The organism is Clostridium niameyense (assembly GCF_001243045.1).
Taxonomy (GTDB): domain Bacteria; phylum Bacillota; class Clostridia; order Clostridiales; family Clostridiaceae; genus Clostridium_F; species Clostridium_F niameyense.
In genome coordinates, this window is sequence record NZ_LN849007.1 from 1,794,817 (window position 1) to 1,815,252 (window position 20,436).

General features: G+C 26.8%; 17 protein-coding genes, 1 pseudogene and 1 other annotated feature. Of the genes and pseudogenes, 6 read left to right on the forward strand and 12 right to left on the reverse strand.

Annotation, left to right across the window (positions count from 1 at the left end):
- The first annotated feature begins 25 nt into the window (after positions 1 to 25).
- Positions 26 to 550 carry a TetR/AcrR family transcriptional regulator gene (locus BN1711_RS09445; protein ID WP_050607907.1) on the forward strand — a complete coding sequence of 175 codons (525 nt, stop codon included), beginning with the start codon at positions 26 to 28 and terminating at the stop codon, positions 548 to 550.
- A gap of 71 nt (positions 551 to 621) precedes the next feature.
- On the opposite strand, the gene BN1711_RS09450 is transcribed toward BN1711_RS09445, so the two are convergent.
- Together BN1711_RS09450 and BN1711_RS09455 are read right to left on the reverse strand one after the other, a co-directional pair.
- Entirely contained in the window at positions 622 to 1,251 is a 630-nt protein-coding gene (locus tag BN1711_RS09450; RefSeq protein ID WP_243128306.1) for a ribonuclease H-like domain-containing protein, read from the reverse strand.
- Between the two features lie 58 nt (positions 1,252 to 1,309).
- Complete coding sequence (locus BN1711_RS09455) at positions 1,310 to 2,035, reverse strand: HAD-IB family hydrolase (protein ID WP_050607909.1); 726 nt, start codon at positions 2,033 to 2,035, stop codon at positions 1,310 to 1,312.
- A 290-nt stretch (positions 2,036 to 2,325) separates the two neighbouring features.
- Between BN1711_RS09455 and BN1711_RS09460 the strand changes: the two genes are divergently transcribed.
- From BN1711_RS09460 to BN1711_RS12310, 3 genes are read left to right on the forward strand one after another with little or no spacing between them, the layout of a single operon-like run.
- Positions 2,326 to 2,547, forward strand: a complete 222-nt coding sequence (locus BN1711_RS09460; protein WP_050607910.1) for a FeoA family protein — start codon at positions 2,326 to 2,328, stop codon at positions 2,545 to 2,547.
- 14 nt (positions 2,548 to 2,561) lie between these two features.
- On the forward strand, positions 2,562 to 4,331 hold the full coding sequence (feoB, locus tag BN1711_RS09465; RefSeq protein WP_050607911.1) for a ferrous iron transport protein B: 1,770 nt from the start codon (positions 2,562 to 2,564) through the stop codon (positions 4,329 to 4,331).
- 14 nt (positions 4,332 to 4,345) lie between these two features.
- A complete protein-coding gene (locus BN1711_RS12310) occupies positions 4,346 to 4,522 on the forward strand; it encodes a FeoB-associated Cys-rich membrane protein (protein WP_082174102.1) in 177 nt (58 codons plus the stop codon).
- A 57-nt stretch (positions 4,523 to 4,579) separates the two neighbouring features.
- Here BN1711_RS12310 and BN1711_RS09470 read toward each other — a convergent pair whose 3' ends face one another.
- The 6 genes from BN1711_RS09470 to BN1711_RS09495 form a co-directional block, all read right to left on the reverse strand.
- On the reverse strand, positions 4,580 to 4,975 hold the full coding sequence (locus tag BN1711_RS09470) for a CBS domain-containing protein (protein WP_050607912.1): 396 nt from the start codon (positions 4,973 to 4,975) through the stop codon (positions 4,580 to 4,582).
- Positions 4,976 to 5,195: 220 nt separating this feature from the next.
- Positions 5,196 to 6,887 carry an arginine--tRNA ligase gene (gene argS, locus BN1711_RS09475; RefSeq protein WP_050607913.1) on the reverse strand — a complete coding sequence of 564 codons (1,692 nt, stop codon included), beginning with the start codon at positions 6,885 to 6,887 and terminating at the stop codon, positions 5,196 to 5,198.
- Between the two features lie 58 nt (positions 6,888 to 6,945).
- Positions 6,946 to 7,157, reverse strand: a binding site (T-box leader).
- Between the two features lie 172 nt (positions 7,158 to 7,329).
- Positions 7,330 to 7,698, reverse strand: coding sequence for a DUF1667 domain-containing protein (locus BN1711_RS09480; protein ID WP_050607914.1), 369 nt, complete (start codon positions 7,696 to 7,698; stop codon positions 7,330 to 7,332).
- A 2-nt stretch (positions 7,699 to 7,700) separates the two neighbouring features.
- A complete protein-coding gene (locus BN1711_RS09485) occupies positions 7,701 to 8,957 on the reverse strand; it encodes an NAD(P)/FAD-dependent oxidoreductase (protein WP_050607915.1) in 1,257 nt (418 codons plus the stop codon).
- A gap of 14 nt (positions 8,958 to 8,971) precedes the next feature.
- Positions 8,972 to 10,390, reverse strand: a complete 1,419-nt coding sequence (locus BN1711_RS09490) for an NAD(P)/FAD-dependent oxidoreductase (RefSeq protein WP_050607916.1) — start codon at positions 10,388 to 10,390, stop codon at positions 8,972 to 8,974.
- Positions 10,391 to 10,645: 255 nt separating this feature from the next.
- The gene (locus tag BN1711_RS09495) at positions 10,646 to 11,860 is read right to left on the reverse strand and encodes a CD0519/CD1768 family membrane protein (protein ID WP_050607917.1); all 1,215 of its coding nucleotides are present in this window, start codon (positions 11,858 to 11,860) and stop codon (positions 10,646 to 10,648) included.
- Between the two features lie 572 nt (positions 11,861 to 12,432).
- Between BN1711_RS09495 and BN1711_RS09500 the strand changes: the two genes are divergently transcribed.
- Positions 12,433 to 14,355: an ABC-F family ATP-binding cassette domain-containing protein gene (locus BN1711_RS09500; RefSeq protein WP_050607918.1), complete on the forward strand. Its 1,923-nt coding sequence runs from the start codon at positions 12,433 to 12,435 to the stop codon at positions 14,353 to 14,355.
- A gap of 98 nt (positions 14,356 to 14,453) precedes the next feature.
- Here the strand turns inward: BN1711_RS09500 and BN1711_RS09505 are convergent, their stop codons facing one another.
- From BN1711_RS09505 to BN1711_RS09515, 4 genes and pseudogenes are all read right to left on the reverse strand, one after another.
- The gene (locus tag BN1711_RS09505; protein ID WP_050607919.1) at positions 14,454 to 15,038 is read right to left on the reverse strand and encodes a protein kinase; all 585 of its coding nucleotides are present in this window, start codon (positions 15,036 to 15,038) and stop codon (positions 14,454 to 14,456) included.
- A 105-nt stretch (positions 15,039 to 15,143) separates the two neighbouring features.
- Positions 15,144 to 17,204 (reverse strand): annotated as a pseudogene (locus BN1711_RS09510) (thioredoxin domain-containing protein).
- A gap of 250 nt (positions 17,205 to 17,454) precedes the next feature.
- Positions 17,455 to 17,577: a hypothetical protein gene (locus BN1711_RS12875; RefSeq protein ID WP_279233078.1), complete on the reverse strand. Its 123-nt coding sequence runs from the start codon at positions 17,575 to 17,577 to the stop codon at positions 17,455 to 17,457.
- A 3-nt stretch (positions 17,578 to 17,580) separates the two neighbouring features.
- On the reverse strand, positions 17,581 to 17,916 hold the full coding sequence (locus BN1711_RS09515) for a sulfurtransferase (RefSeq protein ID WP_050607920.1): 336 nt from the start codon (positions 17,914 to 17,916) through the stop codon (positions 17,581 to 17,583).
- Between the two features lie 629 nt (positions 17,917 to 18,545).
- On the opposite strand from BN1711_RS09515, the gene BN1711_RS09520 reads away from it, so the two are divergent.
- A complete protein-coding gene (locus BN1711_RS09520) occupies positions 18,546 to 20,432 on the forward strand; it encodes a methyl-accepting chemotaxis protein (RefSeq protein WP_243128246.1) in 1,887 nt (628 codons plus the stop codon).
- Positions 20,433 to 20,436 lie beyond the last annotated feature (4 nt).

A 20,436-nucleotide genomic window follows, 5' to 3' on the forward strand; every position in this document is an offset into this window, starting at 1 on the left:
AAATCCATATAAGGAGTATGTATATATGCCAAAACTAATCAAAAATGTACAAGAAAATATATTGTGTGAAGGAAAAAAGGTTCTTATAAAAAAAGGATACGATAAATTAAATATAAGAGAAATTTGCAAGAATTGTAATATAGCCACTGGCACCTTTTATAATTATTTTTCAAGTAAAGAAGATCTAGCAAGACAAATTTTTATATCTGATTGGAATAAATCCATAAAAGTCATAGACAAGATTAAGACTTCTCCTAAAAGCTTAAAAGAAAAACTTAGGGCATTATACATTGAATTGGATAAATTCATAAGTAATTATATGTCGACTTTTTATGAATTATCTATGAGAAAAGGCAAAAGAAACTGTAAAAGCCATTCTAAGGTATATAGTGAAATTGAAAAATTTATAGATTATGAAAAAGAAAGAGGAACTATAAACTCAACAATTTCTTCAAAACAGATAGCAGAATTTATAGTTCATAATTTTGTATGTTTAAGTAATACACATTATCTAACTTTTGATGAGTTTTATTCTATATTAAATATATAATAAATATTATATATTACAGTTAATGCCCTATATACTAAGTTAAAATAAAAAAATTTATTTTTTATAAACTATTAATTAAGCTTTTCATTCCAATTAACATATATATGAAACAAACTTACTACATCTTGTTCATTATATAAAAGTATTTTTTCTTTTTTTTCCTGGGGCATTCTTTTTATGTAATCCTCATCTTTTACAATTTTAGCAAAAGTTTTAGCTAAATTTTGACCACTTATTATTTCTTTTTCATCCCTTATTATATTAAAACACTTTTCTAAATTTTTAAGTCCTATAGACGTTTTCTTTTCTTTTTCGTATTCTCTTTGCAAATCTACTTTCAAAAAATATTCATTTATATCAAAATTGATATTATATCTATCAAATAAATAATTTATAACAGTAAAATCATTATTTCCGGAAAATGTTATTATATATTTTTTATTTTTTTCTCTATGAATATTTTTAAAATATTTTTTAGCTAATAACAATATTGATTTTACATCTTTCTTATTTTCTATCATATATTGAGTAACTTTTATATTGTTTTTATTAACATCATAATAACAACATCCAAATACACCAATACAAATTGGTTTTTTATATACATAATGTTCTAAATCAAAAAATATAGCTTTCTTATACAAGTCCTTATTACCATCTATTGTCAAAGCATATCTATCTTCAAACTCACCTAAAGTTATCTCATTTTTTCTAACTATCACCTTATCACTCTTTCTAACTATATAATTGTTAATATACTTATAATAAATCTACATATTCTGGCTTTAAATTATAAACTACATCTTTTCTCTCTACTGTAATTTTTATTCTCTCTTTCATACATTTATCTTCTACAACTTTACCTATAAGTTCCCTTGTAGGATTAACACAAACAGGGTTACTAACCATTTTAAACATAGAAAAATCTCCAGAAGTATCTCCATAAGCATAACTTTTATTTAAATCTATATTATATTTTTCTACCATTTCTAATATGGCCATTCTCTTACTTTTACTATCCCACATAGGCATTACTTCTCCTGTATATATATTATCTTCATTTAACAAATATTTTGCACCCTTAAAATCATTAAATCCATATTTTTGTGCCATTTCTCTTACTAATTCATAAGGGCTTCCTGATATAGTTATTAATTTGTGTCCCTGTTGCTTGTGCCATTTTATCCTATCTCTAGTAAAAGTATATACTCTATCACCTTTTTGTTTCACTACCTTTTTAGCTATAAATTCTACTTGAGATTTATGAAGTCCTTTTATAGCTTCTGTATATATGTCTGCTATTTTTAAAAGATAATCATCATAATTCCCTTGTCTTTTATCCCATTTAATGTATTTAGGTCTAACTTCATTATACCACCTTTTTCCTTCAATTATTTCGTATTTTACTAACTTTTTAAATACTTCCGTAATAAGTCCTTCTCTATATAAAGTTCCATCAATATCAAAAAAAGCTGCTATATTCATAAACCTACCTCCAAAATTAAACTCTTGTTTTTATATATTATATGTCTTAAATAAAAAAAGAAAAAGGGGGAGATACCTTATAATAAAAAACTATTATTTTCTATTAAAACATCATCTTATAATAATCTATATATATTGATAGTAATTTTTATATTATTATACCATTTTTTTATCTTTTAAGCTTAATTTACACTAATAAAAATTTATAAATTAAATTGACTTTCATTTTTAATAATGGTATTATATTTATAAAGATAATTGATAACTATTTTCAACAAGGAGTGAATATTATGAGCATTTATGAATTAAAACCTGGTGAAAAAGCCACAATTTCCAATGTATGTGGAAATGATAAACTTGTTAAAAGACTATTAGCACTTGGTTGTATTGAAGGTACAGAAGTATCTTTTAAAAAGAAAGCTCCTTTAGGTGACCCTATAATAATAAATTTAAGAGGGTTTGATTTAGCTATAAGGAAAGATGATGCTAAACATATATATATAAACAAATAGACTGGAGGACAAGTATGATAACAGCCGCATTATTAGGTAACCCCAATGTGGGTAAAACATCTCTATTTAATAACCTTACAGGTTCCAATCAATACGTTGGCAACTGGGCTGGTGTTACCGTAGAAAAAAAAGAAGGTTTCATAGGAAAATCTGTCAAAATAGTAGATTTACCTGGCATATATGCTATGGATACTTTCTCTAATGAAGAAATAATTTCTAAGGATTTTCTTATAAATGGACAAGTAGATGTTATATTGAATATAGTAGACGCTTCAAATTTAGATAGAAATTTATACCTAACTACTCAATTAAAACAATTTAATAAACCTATAATTCTTATACTTAATATGATTGATGTAGCTAACTCTAAAGGTATAAAAATAGATTATGATACTTTATCAAAGGAACTTAATGTAGCTGTAATACCTATAGTTGCTTCAAAAGGTAAAGGCATTGATAAAGTAAAAGAATATATACTTAATGAAAAATTTATAAATTATGTAGATAATAATGAATATAATTTTAAAAATGAAAAAGAAACTTATAATTTTATAAGTAAAGTTTTGAGTAAATCTATAACAAATATAGATTTAGAAAAAAAAGTATCTATAACAGATAAAATAGATAGAATTGTACTTAACCAATTTCTAGCTTATCCTTTATTCCTACTCATGTTATTTTTAATATTTATGTTCACATTTAATTGGGTTGGTACTCCTTTATCCGATTTAATTGATGGTGGCTTAAATGATAAATTAATACCTATGCTAAAAGAAGCTTTATCTAATACAAGCCCTTGGTTTAGTTCTTTACTACTAGATGGTATTGTAACGGGAGTAGGTTCCGTAATAGTGTTCTTACCAGTAATACTTACATTATTTCTAGGTATATCTATACTTGAGGATAGCGGATATATGGCTAGAGCTGCCTTTATAATGGATAAGCTAATGAGAAAAATGGGACTATCGGGAAAAGCTTTCATACCTTTAATAGTAGGCTTTGGTTGTTCTGTACCAGGTGTCATGTCTGCTAGAACTTTGGAAAGTGAAAGAGATCGGAAACTTACTGCTCTTTTAGTACCTTTAATGTCGTGCAATGCAAGATTACCGGTTTATGCTTTATTTGCATCGGTATTTTTCCCAGGACATGAAACTTTAATAGCCTTTTCATTATATATGTTAGGTATATTGATAGCTTTTATAATAGGATTGTTATTTAAAAATACATTATTTAAAAAAGATGAGGAACCTTTTATAATAGAACTTCCCGAATATAAATTACCTGAACCTAGAAATCTTATAATTCATACTTGGGATAAAGGTAAAGGGTTTTTAAAGAAAGCTGGTACTATAATATTCTCTATGTCTGTTTTAATTTGGTTTTTATCTAATTTTAATTTTTTAGGTATGTCGGAAATAAATGAAAGCTTTTTAGCTTCTATTGGTAAAGTTATAACTCCTATATTTAAGCCTTTAGGCTTTAGTTCTTGGCAAACTTCTGTTTCACTTTTAGCAGGACTTATGGCAAAAGAAGTTATAGTTGGAACTATGGGGGTAATCTATGGAGGAAATTTAGCTGTTACATTAACAAATCATTTTACACCATTGTCCGCCTATGCTTTCTTAGTGTTTGTATTACTATATACTCCTTGTATATCCGTAGTAGCCACTATGAAAAAAGAATATGGACATAAAATGGCTGTATTTTCAACTATATACCAAGTAACATTAGCGTGGATGGTTTCTTTCCTAGTATATAATTTAGGCACCTTAATCATTAAATAAAGAAGGTGAATACTTTGATATCACAAATAATAATTACTATCCTTATAATAGCTTTAGCAACATTTTTGCTTGTAAGAAGCTTCAAGAAAAAGACTGCTGGACAATGCGATTGTTCATCATGCTCTGGAAATTGCGGTTGCTGTAGCAGTAATTCAAAAGATACTACTAATAAAAAAAGTGCCCTTAAATAATATTTATATATTTAAAAAGGTAAATGAAATTTTTATAATTTCATTTACCTTTTCCATTTATAGTTTCTTACATTTATTTAATTTTTCTATACAATACATTAATATATCTTCTATACAAACTATTCCTTGTATTTTGTTTTTATCATCTATTACAGGAATTGCAACTATATCATTTTGTAATAATCTTCCGGCTACATCTATAATATGTTCTTTTTCTTTAGCAGTAATTACTTCTTTGCTCATAACCCAATCTACAGGACAAGTATCGTAATGGCCCTCTTCCATTAAAAATCTATATATGTCCGCTTTTACTATCATACCAGATAATTTTCCTTCACTATCTACTACTGGAGCACCATTTATCTTTGTTTGACTCATTAGATTCAAAGCTTTTCTTATATTATCTTTCCCTTCTAGAGTAATAACATGTTTTTTCATAATGTCTCCAATCATACCTTAATCCCCCTTTATGGATTATTTTTAATTTATTAATTTACATAATTTTGCATTTATTCTAAAAATCCATATATCCTAAAATTGTTCTCTATTACATAATATATTATCATATTTTTTGTAATACTTGCAATAGTATACTAAATTTAGAAAATTCGCATATTAAAAAACACTTATAATTTCTCTATAAAAAGAAATTATAAGTGTTTTATTAGTAAAATTACATTTGCTCTACTACATCTATACCTATTAAATTAAGAGCATTTTTTATTACTTGACAACTAACTTCTACAAGTTTTAATCTAGCTTCTTTAACTTCATCGTCTTCAGCATTTAATATACCGTGAGCATTATAAAATTTATTAAATGCTTTTGCAACTTCGACTACATATCTTGTTACCATAGAAGGTTCTAATTTATCTATGGCATTTAAAATTGATTTATTAAAGTTACCTAGAAGTTTAACAAGTTCAAATTCTTCTTTAGAAGATAACTTACTATAGTTTATATTACTATCGAATTCCCCTGCTTTTCTTAATATACTCTTTCCTCTAGCGTAACTATATTGTACATATGGACCTGTTTCTCCATCAAATGAAAGTATTTCTTTCCAATCAAATACTATATCTCTTTCTCTATTATTCTTTAGGTAAGTAAATACTACAGCACCTATTCCTACCTTTTTAGCTACTTCTTCTTTATTCGGTAAATCTGCATTTTTTTCATTTATTATTTTTAATGTTTCATTTATAGATTCATTTAATAAATCTTCTAAGAATATTACATCACCGTTTCTTGTAGATAACTTTTTATGTGCAAATTTAACAAGACCGAATCCTACATGTTTACAGTCATTTGCCCATTCATGTCCCATAAGGTTTAATGTAGTAAATACTTGTTTAAAATGTAATGCTTGAGGAGTTCCAACTACATATATACATTTATGAAAATCATAAGTTTTCTTTCTGTACATAGCTGCTGCTAAATCACGAGTAGCATAAATAGTTGCTCCATCAGATTTCTTAATTATACAAGGTGGCATATTATATTCATCAAGCATAACTACTTTTGCACCGTTACTATCTACTAGAATTCCCTTTTTGTCTATTTCATCTACTACTGCATCCATTTTATCACTATAAAAACTTTCTCCAGCATAAGAATCAAAACCTACCCCTAGCATATCATAGACTTTTTTAAATTCTTTCAAGCTTAAATCCTTAAATCTATTCCAAAGTTTAGTCTCTTCCTTCGAACCTTCTTCCAATCTTTTAAAGTTTAATCTAGCCTCTTTTTCTAAAGATGGATCCTTTTCAGCTTCTTCATGGAATTTTACATATATTCTTAGTAATTCTTTTATAGGATCTTTTTCTAAGGCCTCCTCATCAATCCATCTTCTATAAGCCGAAATAAGCTTTCCAAATTGAGTACCCCAATCACCTAAATGATTTATTCTTATACAATTATAACCTTCAAAAGATAATATTTTATATAATGCATTACCTATTGATGTACTAAATAAATGTCCTACATGAAATGGTTTTGCAATATTAGGTGAAGAATATTCTACTACTACATTTTTTCCTTCTCCTATTTTTGATGCACCATAATTGTCTTTTTCTTTTGATATCTTTTCTATAGTATCTTTAATTAATACTGTTTTATCTACGAAAAAGTTTAAATAAGGTCCTACTACTTCTATACTTTCAAATCCTTCTTTATTTATAGATTCTTTTAACTCTGCTGCTATCATATTTGGTGCTTTTCTAAAAGTTTTAGCTAATTGAAAACAAGGAAACGCAAAATCACCCATTTCTGATTTCGGTGGTATTTCTATAAGTTTTTCTATAAGTTCTATATCTAATTCTGTTTTTTCTTTTATTCTTTCGGCTACTAATTTCTTGTAATCCATTTTCCACTCCTCCAATATAATATTTATTTACATAATATAAAAAACCCATCTCTACAAATGCAGAGACGGGTAATATTCCGCGGTACCACTCTAATTGACCTAAAAGTCCTCTTAAAACTTTAACGCAGTTAACGGCTTATTTTATGGACATAAATCCTTTCTTAATAAGCTTCTCCAAGGCTCTCTTCTTTTTTAACTAGTTACAGGCTTCCACCCTCCCTGCTCGCTTTAAACCTTATTAAAAAATACTCTCCTTATCACCGAATATAATTAAGTTTAAATTTATAATATATTATAGGTCTTATTTATTATTATTGTCAAGGTATAAATCTATTATACTTTATATAGCTGTATATAAGCTAAAATTTAACTCATCATCTATTACTATAACCATAATATAGCCTTAATAAAGGATAGCCAAAAATGGCTATCCTTTAAGTTTTTAATTCTTAGCTTTTAAACACTTTGTTGCTATAACATTTACTCCACTACCTAATATATTTTCTAAAACTATATCTCCAATATTAATTGGAGCTTTTACTTCAATGGATTTTAATACCTCAACAGCCTCAATTATCTTATCCTTTGGAATATCTTTTTCTGTTTTAACACAAACTACATCTTCTTCTCCATTTTCTACCTTAATAGATATAGTTAATATTCTTGTAGGGTTTGTACACTCTTTTTCTGCATATATTTTTCCTCTCGGACAAGTATTTCCTGTAACTTCTACAACCTTGCTACCATCCATTTTTACTTCTAATCCACATCCAAGGGGACATCCTATACATGTTAATTCTCTTATCTCCATAATTATTCACCTTCCACTTTAACAGTAATCTTTTTACAATTTGGGTGTTTCTCAAACATTTCTTTAGTTAGTTTTACTGTTTCCATTTCACCTGGAGCTATAACTTTTTTCTTTCTGTGTATTTCTCTTTCATCATCAAAATATATAGATATATAACTATCCTTAAATACACCTCTTACTCTAAATCTTACATCTACCGAAGCTTCTATATTTTCTTCATGTATTGTTTTTGGTACAGTATATCCTACTCCATTTTCTGCAATAAGATCTATTTTATTACCTTGAACCTTTTTACCTTTTATATAATCTGCAGCATTTTTACCTGCATTATAACTTTCCTGAGTAACAAAATCTACTAAATCATGTACATGAAGTACATTTCCACAAGCAAAAATTCCATCTATATTAGTTTGCATAGTTTCATCTACTTCTGGGCCTCCGGTTACTCCTAATTTTACTTCTGCTTTTCTTGATAGCTCATTTTCTGGCAATAATCCTACTGATAAAAGAAGCGTATCGCATTTTATATACTCTTCTGTACCTTTTATAGGTTTTAATTTTTCATCTACTTTTGCTATAGTAACTCCCGTTACTCTATCTTTTCCTTCTATATTAGTTATAGTGTGAGCAAGTTTTAATGGAATACCATAATCATCTAAACATTGAACTATGTTTCTCTTTAACCCTCCAGAATAAGGCATAAGTTCTACCACTGCTTTAACCTTAGCCCCTTCTAAAGTCATTCTTCTTGCCATTATAAGTCCTATATCCCCAGATCCTAAAATAACTACTTCTCTACCTGGCATTTCACCTTCAACATTTACAAATTTTTGTGCTGTTCCTGCTGTGTATATTCCTGCACATCTGCTTCCTGGAATGCTTATAGCACCCCTTGGTCTTTCTCTACATCCCATAGCCAATATTATAGATTTAGCTTGTATTTCTATTAATCCATCTTCTCCATTTACTGCAGTAATAACTTTTCTATTATTTAGGTCAATTACCATAGTATCTAATTTATAATCTATTTTTAATTCCTCTACTTTATCTACAAATCTTTGAGCATATTCCGGTCCTGTAAGTTCTTCCTTAAATGTATGAAGCCCAAATCCATTATGAATACACTGATTTAATATTCCACCTAATCTTTTATCTCTTTCAAGTATTAAAATACTATCTATGCCTTCTTCTTTAGCCTTTATAGCAGATGCAAGACCCGCTGGACCTCCACCGACTATAACCATATCATATTGTTGCATACTAAGCCCTCCAATTAACATAAAATATTTGAATGTCCACCAAATTTAGTAACTTCTTTTCTTTTTATTTCTAATTCTTCTGCTAAAATTTCAACTATTCTATTAGAACAAAATCCTGATTGACATCTTCCCATTCCTGCTCTTGTTCTTCTTTTTACACCATCTAAAGTTGTAGCACCTAGAGTTCTCCTTATAGCATTTCTTATTTCACCCTCAGTAACTGTTTCACATCTACAAACTATTTTTCCGTAATTTGCATCTTTAGCTATAAGATCCTTTCTTTCTTCATTAGTCATTTCTCTAAATCTAGGTATATCTTTTCTAATAGGATTAAAGTTTTCATTCTTTAAAGGGTTTAATTTTTCAACTACCATTTGTGCTACATATTCTCCAATAGCAGGTGCGCTGGTTAAACCTGGTGATTCTATTCCTATAACATTTATAAAATTTTGTGAGTCCTTAGCTTCTCCTATAATAAAATCTCCATTTTTCTCGTGAGCTCTAAGTCCTGCAAAAGATGTTATTACTTGTCTCATAGGGATTTCATTTATACTAAGCTTGGCTTTTTTCATTATAGTATCTAATCCTTCTCTTGTTGTCGATACATTCTCTTTATCATCTATATCTAAAGAAGTTGGTCCTAAAAGTAAGTTTCCATCTACTGTCGGCGTAACTAATATTCCTTTACCCATTTTTGTTGGTAATTGGAATATGGTTCTTGAAACTGTATTACCAACAGCCTTATCAAATAATAAATATTCTCCTTTTCTAGCTGTTATTTTATATTTTTCTTCACTTACCATATTATTTATTTTATCTCCAAATACCCCTGCAGCATTTATTATAATTTTAGTTTTTACATCTTCCTTATTAGTTTTTATTATATATTTGTCTTCAGATTTTTCTATATTTAATACTTCTGTTCCTAGTTTAAATTCTACTCCATTCATAGCTGCATTTTCTGCAAGAGCAATATTAAATTCATAAGGACATACTATAGCTCCAGTTGGAAGTCTCAAAGCTGCTACTACTTTATCTGATAAGTTTGGTTCTAATTTTAAAGTTTCTTCTCTATTTAATATTTCCATTGTATCTGGAACACCATTTTCAATGCCTCTTAATCTTAATCGTTCTAGTTTACCTATATCCCCTTCATCAAAACATAAAACTAAAGATTCATTTCTTTTAAAAGGGAAATCCAATTCCTCTTGTAATTTATCAAATATTTTGTTTCCTCTAACATTCATCTTAGCTTTTAGTGTTCCTGGAAATGGATCTTCTCCAGCATGAACTATACCACTATTAGCTTTACTTGTTCCACAAGCTACATCTATTTCTTTTTCAATAACACAAGTTTTTAAATTATATTTTGATAACTCTCTTGCAATTGCACTTCCTGTAACCCCTGAACCTATAATTGTAACATCAAACATATTACTCCTCCTTATAAACAAAAAAAGAGCCTTAATCTAAAAAGATATAATAATCTCTTAGATAAAGGCTCTCTCTCTTCTCTTCGCCTAAATTTATATAAAAATTTCATCTTCTAATTACATTTTTTATTTTAGCATATCGTTTACAAGCTTTCAACTATATTTTAAAAAAAACTAAAATTTATACATTAAATAAGTATGGGGTATAAAACTAAAGCCATAAAATTTTTTAATTTTATGGCTTTAAAAAAACTATTACAGTAAACTTACTAATGCAAAGATTATATGAGCTGCTATTCCGGCTACTAATCCTCCAAATGTATGACTTATTATAGCTTTACCAGTTAGCTTTCTACAATTCAAGCTGTCCATCATAGCTATATGAGTACTTAAATATCCACTCCAACACATACCCATAGCTGTAAATACTGCTATTTCGTTGCCACCAATTAAATTTTTAGCTAAAAATTGAGGCACTAAACTCATGGCTGCTCCAACTGCACCTAATGAAGTTATTGGAAATGCTATTGCTTCTGGATGCTTGAATCCAAATAATGGATTTAATATAAAACTTAATTTTCCACCAAGCCAAGGAAAAAATGCTATACCTTCATAAGCCGCACCTGTATATCCCTTTGGTGATGGTCCATTAGTTAACATTAATACTAAAGTACAAATTATTACAACTCCAGGAATTATAGCAAGTCCAAGTTCAACTCCTGACTTACCTCCTTCAAGTAATGATTCAAGCAATCTCGCTCCTACATTACCTTCCCTAACTTCCCTATATTTTAAGAAATCATAGCCTTCACCTTCACTTGAATAAACCATATCATCTGCATGCTCACCATACTCTTTTCTAGTATGTCTAACCATTAATCTAACACTTACAATACTACCTATAAATGCTCCAATATTTCCTATTACAGCAGCTGATATAAAGTTTTCTCCTGATGGAGATTTTTGTGCAATCATAAATGTAGTTAAAATTAGTCCCATTCCAAAAGATGTTCCTAAATTAGTTAATGCAGGAACTTGAAATTTTTTAAAGTATTTTAAAAAGCCTTCATCTTTAGCCAAACTTATAATAGCAGGGTTATCTGATAAATAAGTTGTAACAACACCCAATGCCGCAGCCCCTGGTAAATTATACAAAGGCTTCATTAATGGGGATAATATTTTATTAATTAAAGAAATAACTCCAAACTCAGATAACAAACCCGATATAGCTCCTGCAAGTACCGCTATAGCCATAATATAAAAAACTGTTTCCATAAGAAGTTGATATCCTGTCTTCATTAAAGTATTAAACATATTTACTGTTCCCATTTTACTGCCTAGTACAATAAAGAACCCTAAAAATAAGATTAGACATACAATTCCTTCTGGGCCTATTACTGGCTTAAGATTTTTTTTGACTATGCTCTTATTTTTAATTTCTTCATTTTTTATGGAATTTATAGTTTCCATAAAATTACACCTCCTAGATTTTAAATATATTTAAATAAGTCAACATGAATAATCCCACTAGATAATTATTCATGTTTGGGAAAATTCAAAAATTATATCATAGACTAATTCTTATATTACATTGTATATTGCTTAACAATTATGATACTTTTTTAACTATACTTAATTTAAATTTCATCTTACTATATATAATATCATATAATTTATAAAATTTATAGTATAAATGCAAATTTTCTTGCAAAAAAATACTTTATAATATAACATAAATAAAGTATTTTATGTATATATTTATTTTATTCTACTATTTATTTACATGAAATATACTATTTTGTTCCATTTTATTTCCGCTTTTTTTCCGTTTTTATGCATACCTTGTTTTATTTGTAATACCCCCTAGCAAAACATTAAATTATCAATGATGAAATTTGAAAGTTTTATTTCTTTGTATAAGATTTATTTTTTAGCTTCATATAAACTTAAAGTATTTTACTATATATAGTTTTTATAATAAAATATATGTCATAAGCTATATTTATAAGCTATATTTTATTTAATAAAAAAGGATGATATTAATGACTATATTAACAGTTGAAAATATATGCAAAAGTTATGGAGAAAAAATATTATTTAAAGATGTCTCTTTTACTATAAGTGAGGAGGACAAAATAGGCTTAATTGGAGTTAATGGAACTGGTAAATCATCATTATTAAGAATTATTGCAGGTAAAGATAATTGTGATAGTGGAGATATTACGATTCCTAAAAAGGTAACTATAGAATATTTAAATCAAAACCCTGATTTAGACCTAGAAGCTACAGTTTTAGAACAAATATTTAAAGCTGATTCAAAAATTATGCATTTAATAGGTGAATATGAAAATACCTTAGATGAAATTTCTAAATCACCTACAAATGAAAAAATTCAAAAACACTTATTAAATTTAACAACTGAAATGGATAGTTTAAATGCTTGGGATCTTGAAAGTAAAGTAAAAACTATTCTTACTAAACTTAATATAACTTATTTTAATAAAAAAATAAAAGAATTATCTGGTGGACAAAAAAAAAGAGTAGCTCTTTGTTCTAAACTAATAAGTCCTTGCGATCTACTTATACTAGATGAGCCCACAAACCACATGGATAATGATACTATAGTTTGGCTTGAAAATTTTCTTGAAAATAGAAAAGGTGCTCTTCTTATGGTAACACACGACAGATACTTTTTAGATAGAGTAGTAAATAAAACATTAGAGTTAGATTTTGGAACTATGTATACTTATAACTGCAATTATTCACAATTTGTAGAAAAAAAAGCTGAAAGAATAGATCTTCAGAATTCCTTAGAACAGAAAAGACAACGTCTTTATAAAAAAGAATTAGAATGGATTAGGGCTGGAGTGCAAGCACGGGGTACAAAGCAAAAGGCAAGAATAAAAAGATTTGAAGAATTATCCGAAACTAAATATAATTTTGATAGTAATGATTTGGATATTTCTGTAGCTCATTCAAGATTAGGTAAAAAAATAATTAATATTGAAAATCTGTGCAAAAATTTTAATAATAAAAACATTATAAAAAATTTTAATTATATAATTCTTAAAAATGATCGTATTGGTGTTGTGGGAAATAATGGCATAGGCAAATCCACACTTTTAAATTTAATTACAAATAAAATTAATTTAGATAGTGGTATTATTGATATTGGTTCTACCGTAAATATTGGCTATTTTTCACAACACTCTGAAGATATGAATCCTAATTTACGAGCAATAGAGTATATAAGAGAAACTGCTGAATTTATAACTACAGAAGATGGCAATAAAATAAGTGCTTCTGAAATGATGGAAAAATTTCTATTTACAGATGATATGCAGTGGTGCTATATTTCTAAATTATCTGGTGGAGAAAAAAGAAGACTCTATCTTTTAAAAATATTAATGAACTCTCCTAATGTATTAATCTTAGACGAGCCTACTAATGATCTAGATATAGATACCTTGAAGGTTTTAGAAAATTATATTGATGAATTCAATGGTCCTGTTATAACAGTATCCCATGATAGATTCTTTTTAGATAGAATTTGTAATAAAATATTCTCATTCGATGGAAATGGTAAAATTTCTAAATATGTTGGAAATTATTCTGATTTCGTAGATAAGAAAAAAGAATTTAGTAGTTCTTTATCTTCTAAAAAAATTAATACTCCTAAAAAAACATCTTCTATTTCTAATGATATAACTAAATCCAAAAAATTAAAACTATCGTATAAAGAAAGTTTAGAATATGAAAAAATAGACAGTGAAATAGAAAATTTAGAAAACAAGCTTTCAAAATTAGATAGTGATATAGAGAAAAACTCTACAGATTTTATGAAATTAGAAGATCTTTTAAAAGAAAAAGAGTGCATAGAAGAAGAACTTCTACTTAAAATGGAAAGACAAGAATATTTGAATAATTTAGTTGAAGAAATAAAGAAAAACAAAAAAAATCTATAGAGCATCTTGTAAAATATTTTTCTTAAAAATATATAATATTAAAACCACAGTTTTTTTAAAACTGTGGTTTTAATATTTATTAATAATAATTTTTTAAATCATTTAATTCCTTTTTGTAAGTATCTTTTTATTCTAACATTCCACTGTTTATAATATTTTTTATTTTCTTTTTTTACTTGGTTTAAAAACTTATCTAGCACTCCTAGTTTATTTAATCCCTTCATTAAATGTCTAGGATACTCCACTGTTTTTGAATAATTATTTTTAGGATCTATTATTTTTAATTTATAATTTGAGGTTATATAAATATCTTTACATCTCATATCTAGTTTTTTAAAATCTAGCCTTTCAAATTCTTTTATAAGCTTAATAATGCTATGGGTTATCCTTCTATTAAAACCGCGTTTTTTGATAAAATGATCCAATCTGTCTCCTGCTACATACTCTCTTAGAATAAAATAATCACCATAATCATAAACCTTAGGAAAATATTTACTTCCCCTAGTCTTTTCTAAAATCATCCTTTCCTTTTCACAAACTCTAGTATCTTTAAATATTTTAAGTACTTTTTTGTGAGGCAACATATATACTATGCCATTATGTCCAGCTCCTAAAAATTGTCCTTGCCTAAGCATCTTTTCAGCCTTTTCATCTAGGTCTATATAATATTCTTCACTGTTCATACCAACCTCTTATTTATTGATTATAGTATATTATATGAAAATAGTTAAAAATGGCAACAAAACTAGTTTCTAAAAAACTTTTTTAAAAACTAGTTTTGTATATTGTTATTTATTTAATATTTTTTTAAGTTCTTCTAATGTTACTATAGGATCTTTACAACTATAATCTTCACAAACATAAATAGTGATTTTATCATTTATACTTTCCTTGAATTTTATATTGGGATTTATTTTATCCAATTCACCACTATTATCATTTAATATAACTATAGAAAATGGTCTATATTCCTTATTTATTTCATTTATATATTTTTCAAGTTCTACTTTATTTTTTTTATAAGATAATGTAATTTCCTTTAAAGGGAAAATATTATACATATAAGCTACTATTGAGAATAAATGATACATAGGAGATGATTTTATAATTTCTCCGAAGGTTTTAAACTGCTTATCTACCAAATCCCTATAACTTTCATTTCCTGTTATATAATAAAGTAATATTAAATTTAAAGTAGCTACAGAATTTCCAGAAGGTATTGCTCCATCAAATATTTCTTTAGGCCTTACTATAAGTTTTTCACTATTTTTGCTATATAAATAGAATCCACCTTTATTATAATCCCAAAATAAATCTATCATTTTATTTGTAATTTCTATAGATTTTTCTAAATAATAAGTATTAAAAGTAGTTTCATAAAGATCTATAAGTGCTAAAGATAAAAAAGCATAATCTTCTATAAATCCCTCATTGCCTTTTTCTTCTTGCCTAAATCTTGTATATACTGTTCCTTCATTATCCATTAGATTTTTAAATATAAAATTACAAGCCTTTATTGATATATCTTTATAATTTTCATTATTAAAAGTTCTAGCTGCCTTTGAAAAAGCTATTATCATTAAAGCATTCCAAGAGGTTAGTATCTTATCGTCTTTATATGGATGTATTCTCTTACTTCTATACTGAAATAATTTTTCTCTCATTTCTTCTAATTTTTCTTTATTATTCTCTACAATACTTAAATGAGTTTCTATAAGATTAGGTATACTTTTACCCTCAAAATTTCCTTTTGGATTTATCTCATAAATTCTACAATAAAGTTCTCCATAATCTTTACCTAAAACATCTATTATCTCTTCTTCATCCCATAAATAAAATTTTCCTTCTACTCCCTCTGAATCTGCATCTTCAGCTGAATAAAATCCCCCTTCTTCTGATAACATCTCTCTCTTTATATAAGCTAATATCTTTTCCGTTACTTCCTTGTATAAGGGATTTTTAGTGATTTTATAAGCTTCTGTATAAGCTATAGACAATAGCGCATTATCATATAACATCTTTTCAAAATGCGGAACTAACCACTTTTTATCTGTAGAATATCTTGAAAAACCAAAACCTATATGATCAAAAATTCCACCCTTATACATAGAAATTAAAGTTTTATTTATCATATCTAAAACTTTTTCATCCATATTAAGATAATAATATCTTAATAAAAATAATATATAATGAGGTGTTGGAAATTTGGGGGCGTTACTAAAACCTCCATATTCTTTTTCAAAGCTTTTCTTTAAATTCTCTAAAGCCTTATAAATTATGCTTTCATCTAGTTCATATTCATTATTATAGCCTTCAAAAGATTGAATTTCTTTCAGTATTCTATCACTAGATTCTAAAACTTTAGACTTATCTTCCTTCCAAAGTTTATTTATAGAATTTAGAACTTCCATAAATCCTGGCATATTATATCTTCTATGTTTAGGAAAATAAGTACCTGCAAAAAATGGTTTCTTATCTGGTGTCATAATTATGGTAAGTGGCCATCCTCCACTTCCCGTATAAGCCTGACAAAAACTCATATAGATACTGTCTATATCAAGTCTTTCCTCTCTATCCACCTTTATGGATATAAAATTTTCATTTAAAAAAGATGCTACTTCTTCATCTTCGAAAGATTCTCTTTCCATTACATGACACCAATGACACGTACTTTTTTATAAACCAATTCAGCTATACCCAATAGATAAAAATACAAGCTTATCTTCTAGCTTTGCCTTATTAAATGCTTCTTTTCCCCATGCAAACCAGTTAACAGGATTATATGCATGTTGTAATAAGTATGGAGATTTTTCATTTATCAATCTATTGGGTTTTCTCATTAGGTTCATGTAATCACCTCCTTAAAACTCAATAATAAAGATATTGTAGGTAACTATATATACTTTAAATTTACACATTACCTATTATCCTTTATTTAATTATATATTTATCTTTAAAATAATTTTTATTCAAACATTAACATATATAAAACAATATAATAAATTAAATATAACTCTCCTCACATTAAAACATTAATTTATTATAAAAAATAAGATGGCAAATAAGCTACCTTATTAAAAGTTTATTTTTAATTGAATTTTACTTTTCCATAGGCATTTTTGAATCTCCGCCCCATTCATAAATTGAGGCCTCATAGTTTTTAACTTTTTCAAAGCCAACTGCTTTGAGAATCATGGATGCATATCCAGATCTTATACCCATAGTTCAGTAAACCACAAATTCATCTTCTAGTTTAACACCTAAGTTTCCCATTATTTTATTTATCTTATCTGCTGATTTAGGAGTACCATCTTTATTTAATAACTCTGTCCATACTAGATTAACAGCTCCTTTTATATGACCTCCTCTTGGTTCTCCAACTTTTTGAGAGCCTTTAAATTCGCCCTTTGTTCTTACATCTATAATAACTTTTTTTCCTAAATTTTTATAAACATAATCTTTATTAGGAGAATTTGTTAGGTCATAATCTTTTACTTCTACTGCTGATGTTGCTATTGGTTTGGTAGTTTTATCAGTAACCTCATGACCAAGTTTTTCCAATATGTAAGTCCCCTGCCATTAACTTAACATTATTTAAACCTGCCATTTTTAATTGCCAAACAGCTCTTCCATCTGCTCCAGGACCCTTAAACACATTTGAATAGAATATTACAGTTTTTTTATTATCTATTCCTAATTTATCTAAGGTTTTTTCAAGTCTTCCTTTTTACGTATAACACCCCAACCTGGATCTCCTGGCTTACCTGCCTTATCTGAAAAAGCATGTAATCCTATATTTATAGCTCCATCGATATGCTCCTTAGCATAAAAATCTGGTTTGTTACAATCTAAGGATATATATTGATTTATAACTTATGCATGCATTCAATAACTTTATTTGTAAAATTATTAATTTATTGACTAATATTTAAATTTTTACAACTAATAATGTTATATTTTTTCGCTGTTTTTTAAAATATATACATATATTATACATATTTTGTTCATATTTACTGTACTTTTTTATTATAAAACTGTATAATTTTATATGTTTTTTCAAAATTATTTATTGGAGGTAAAGTATAGTGACAAAAAACTTTAAAAAAAATCTATTAATGAAATGTATTTTTTCATTAATAATTACACTTTCCATATGCACTTTTATTTTTATATTATTACATATTAACTATATGAAAAAAACCAGTACTTATTATTTACAACAGACTTCTGGGGATTGTGAAAAATTAATTCTAAATTCTATAGGCTCCGTTAAAAGTTCTACAGATTTACTAGCTAACAATTTATCAATTCTCCCTAATCTACAAGATCCTAAAAATCAAAATATGATTGAGAGTTTAGTATCTACAAATAAATTTATTAAAAGAGTATTTATAACAGATATTAACGGAATGCAAATAGCCAAATATCCAAGTATAGGGAATATAAATATTTCTCATAGGAACTATTTTAAAAAAGCCATGGAAGGAATGGGGTCATATTCGGATATAATTATTTCTCCTTTAACAGGAGAATCTATCATAATTTATTGTACTCCTATAAAAACTAACAATAAAATCATAGGTACAGTATCTTCAATATTTGAAATTAAAAGCCTAAGTAATCTATTGGCCTGTAGCACTAAAGATTTAAATTGCACCTTTGGTATTTTAGATAATAAGGGATCCTTGTTATTAACTAACAAACGAAATTCTCTACTTAATAGTAAGCCTTCATCAAGTAATAAAATTGTTAATTTATCAAATTTAGAACCTGTAAAAAAATTAATACATAATGAATCTGGTAGCGGAAAATTTATTTTAAATAATACTAAAACTTTAGTTAACTATAGATGTTTTAAAAATTCTAAACTAAATTTAATTATTGCTATTCCCTACCGTTTAATAAGTAGCAGTATATTAATTTATACATTAATCGGCATTGCAATATTAATTATTATTTTATTTTTTTCTGTAATAATGATTAATAACTTTACAAATGAATTAGCTAAACCTATAATCAGTTTATCTGAAATTTTCAAAAAATTATCCCAAGGCAATTTAAATATACAGGTAGATAAAGATTTATTAAATAGAAAAGATGAATTTTCAGATCTAGGAAAAAACTTTAAAATATTTTTAAATAAAATAAAGTTAATAATACAACCTTTACAAGAAAACGCTCAGGTTTTAAATAAACATTCTAATAATTTAGTTTCTCTTATACAAGATAATAAAGATATTCAATTGTATATATCTGATAAATTAATTGATGTTAATACTAAAATGGATATAAATTTAAATTCTTTAAAAGATAGTTTATTTATATTACAGCAATTTTCTGATGGAATTAATAATATCTCTTTTAATTTAGAAAATTTAAATGAGGTAGTTCATATTGCTACAAACTCTGCATTGGAAGGAAGTAATCATGCAAATAATATAGAATTAACTCTTGATGATTCTTTAAATTCTTTAAAAAATATTAATAAAAAAATGAGTTATTTAACTAATACTTCTAATGAAATTAATTCTTTAGTAGAAATTATAAATAATTTGGCTAAACAAACAAATTTACTTGCTATTAATGCAGCTATAGAAGCTTCCAGGGCTGGTGAGTCCGGCAAAGGCTTTTCAGTAGTAGCTGAACAAATAAAAAAACTGGCTAATAAAAGTGCCATATCTTCTAAAAACATTAATAGTTTATTAAAAAACATTCAATCAGAAATATTCAATACTTCAAAGATTGTAAATATTATGAATGTAAAATTTAAAAATTTAATTAATAATACTAAAATTACTACAAAACTTATGGAAGATATAAAAAATAAATCAATAAATTCTCAAACCTCTGTAGAAGAAATCATAGCTATAATTGAGGAACAAACTGCTAGTATAGAAGAAAATACTTCTTCTTTAACTGCTGTTGTCGACTATATCAATGAAACTGTACAAATTTCTCATTCTGTTGATATAAAGCTAAAAGAACAAGCTGAAAGTTTACGTTCCTTATCAGAAGTATCATCTTCATTAAACGATATGAGTTCTACTATAAAAACTAATATAGACTTCTTTAAATAACATA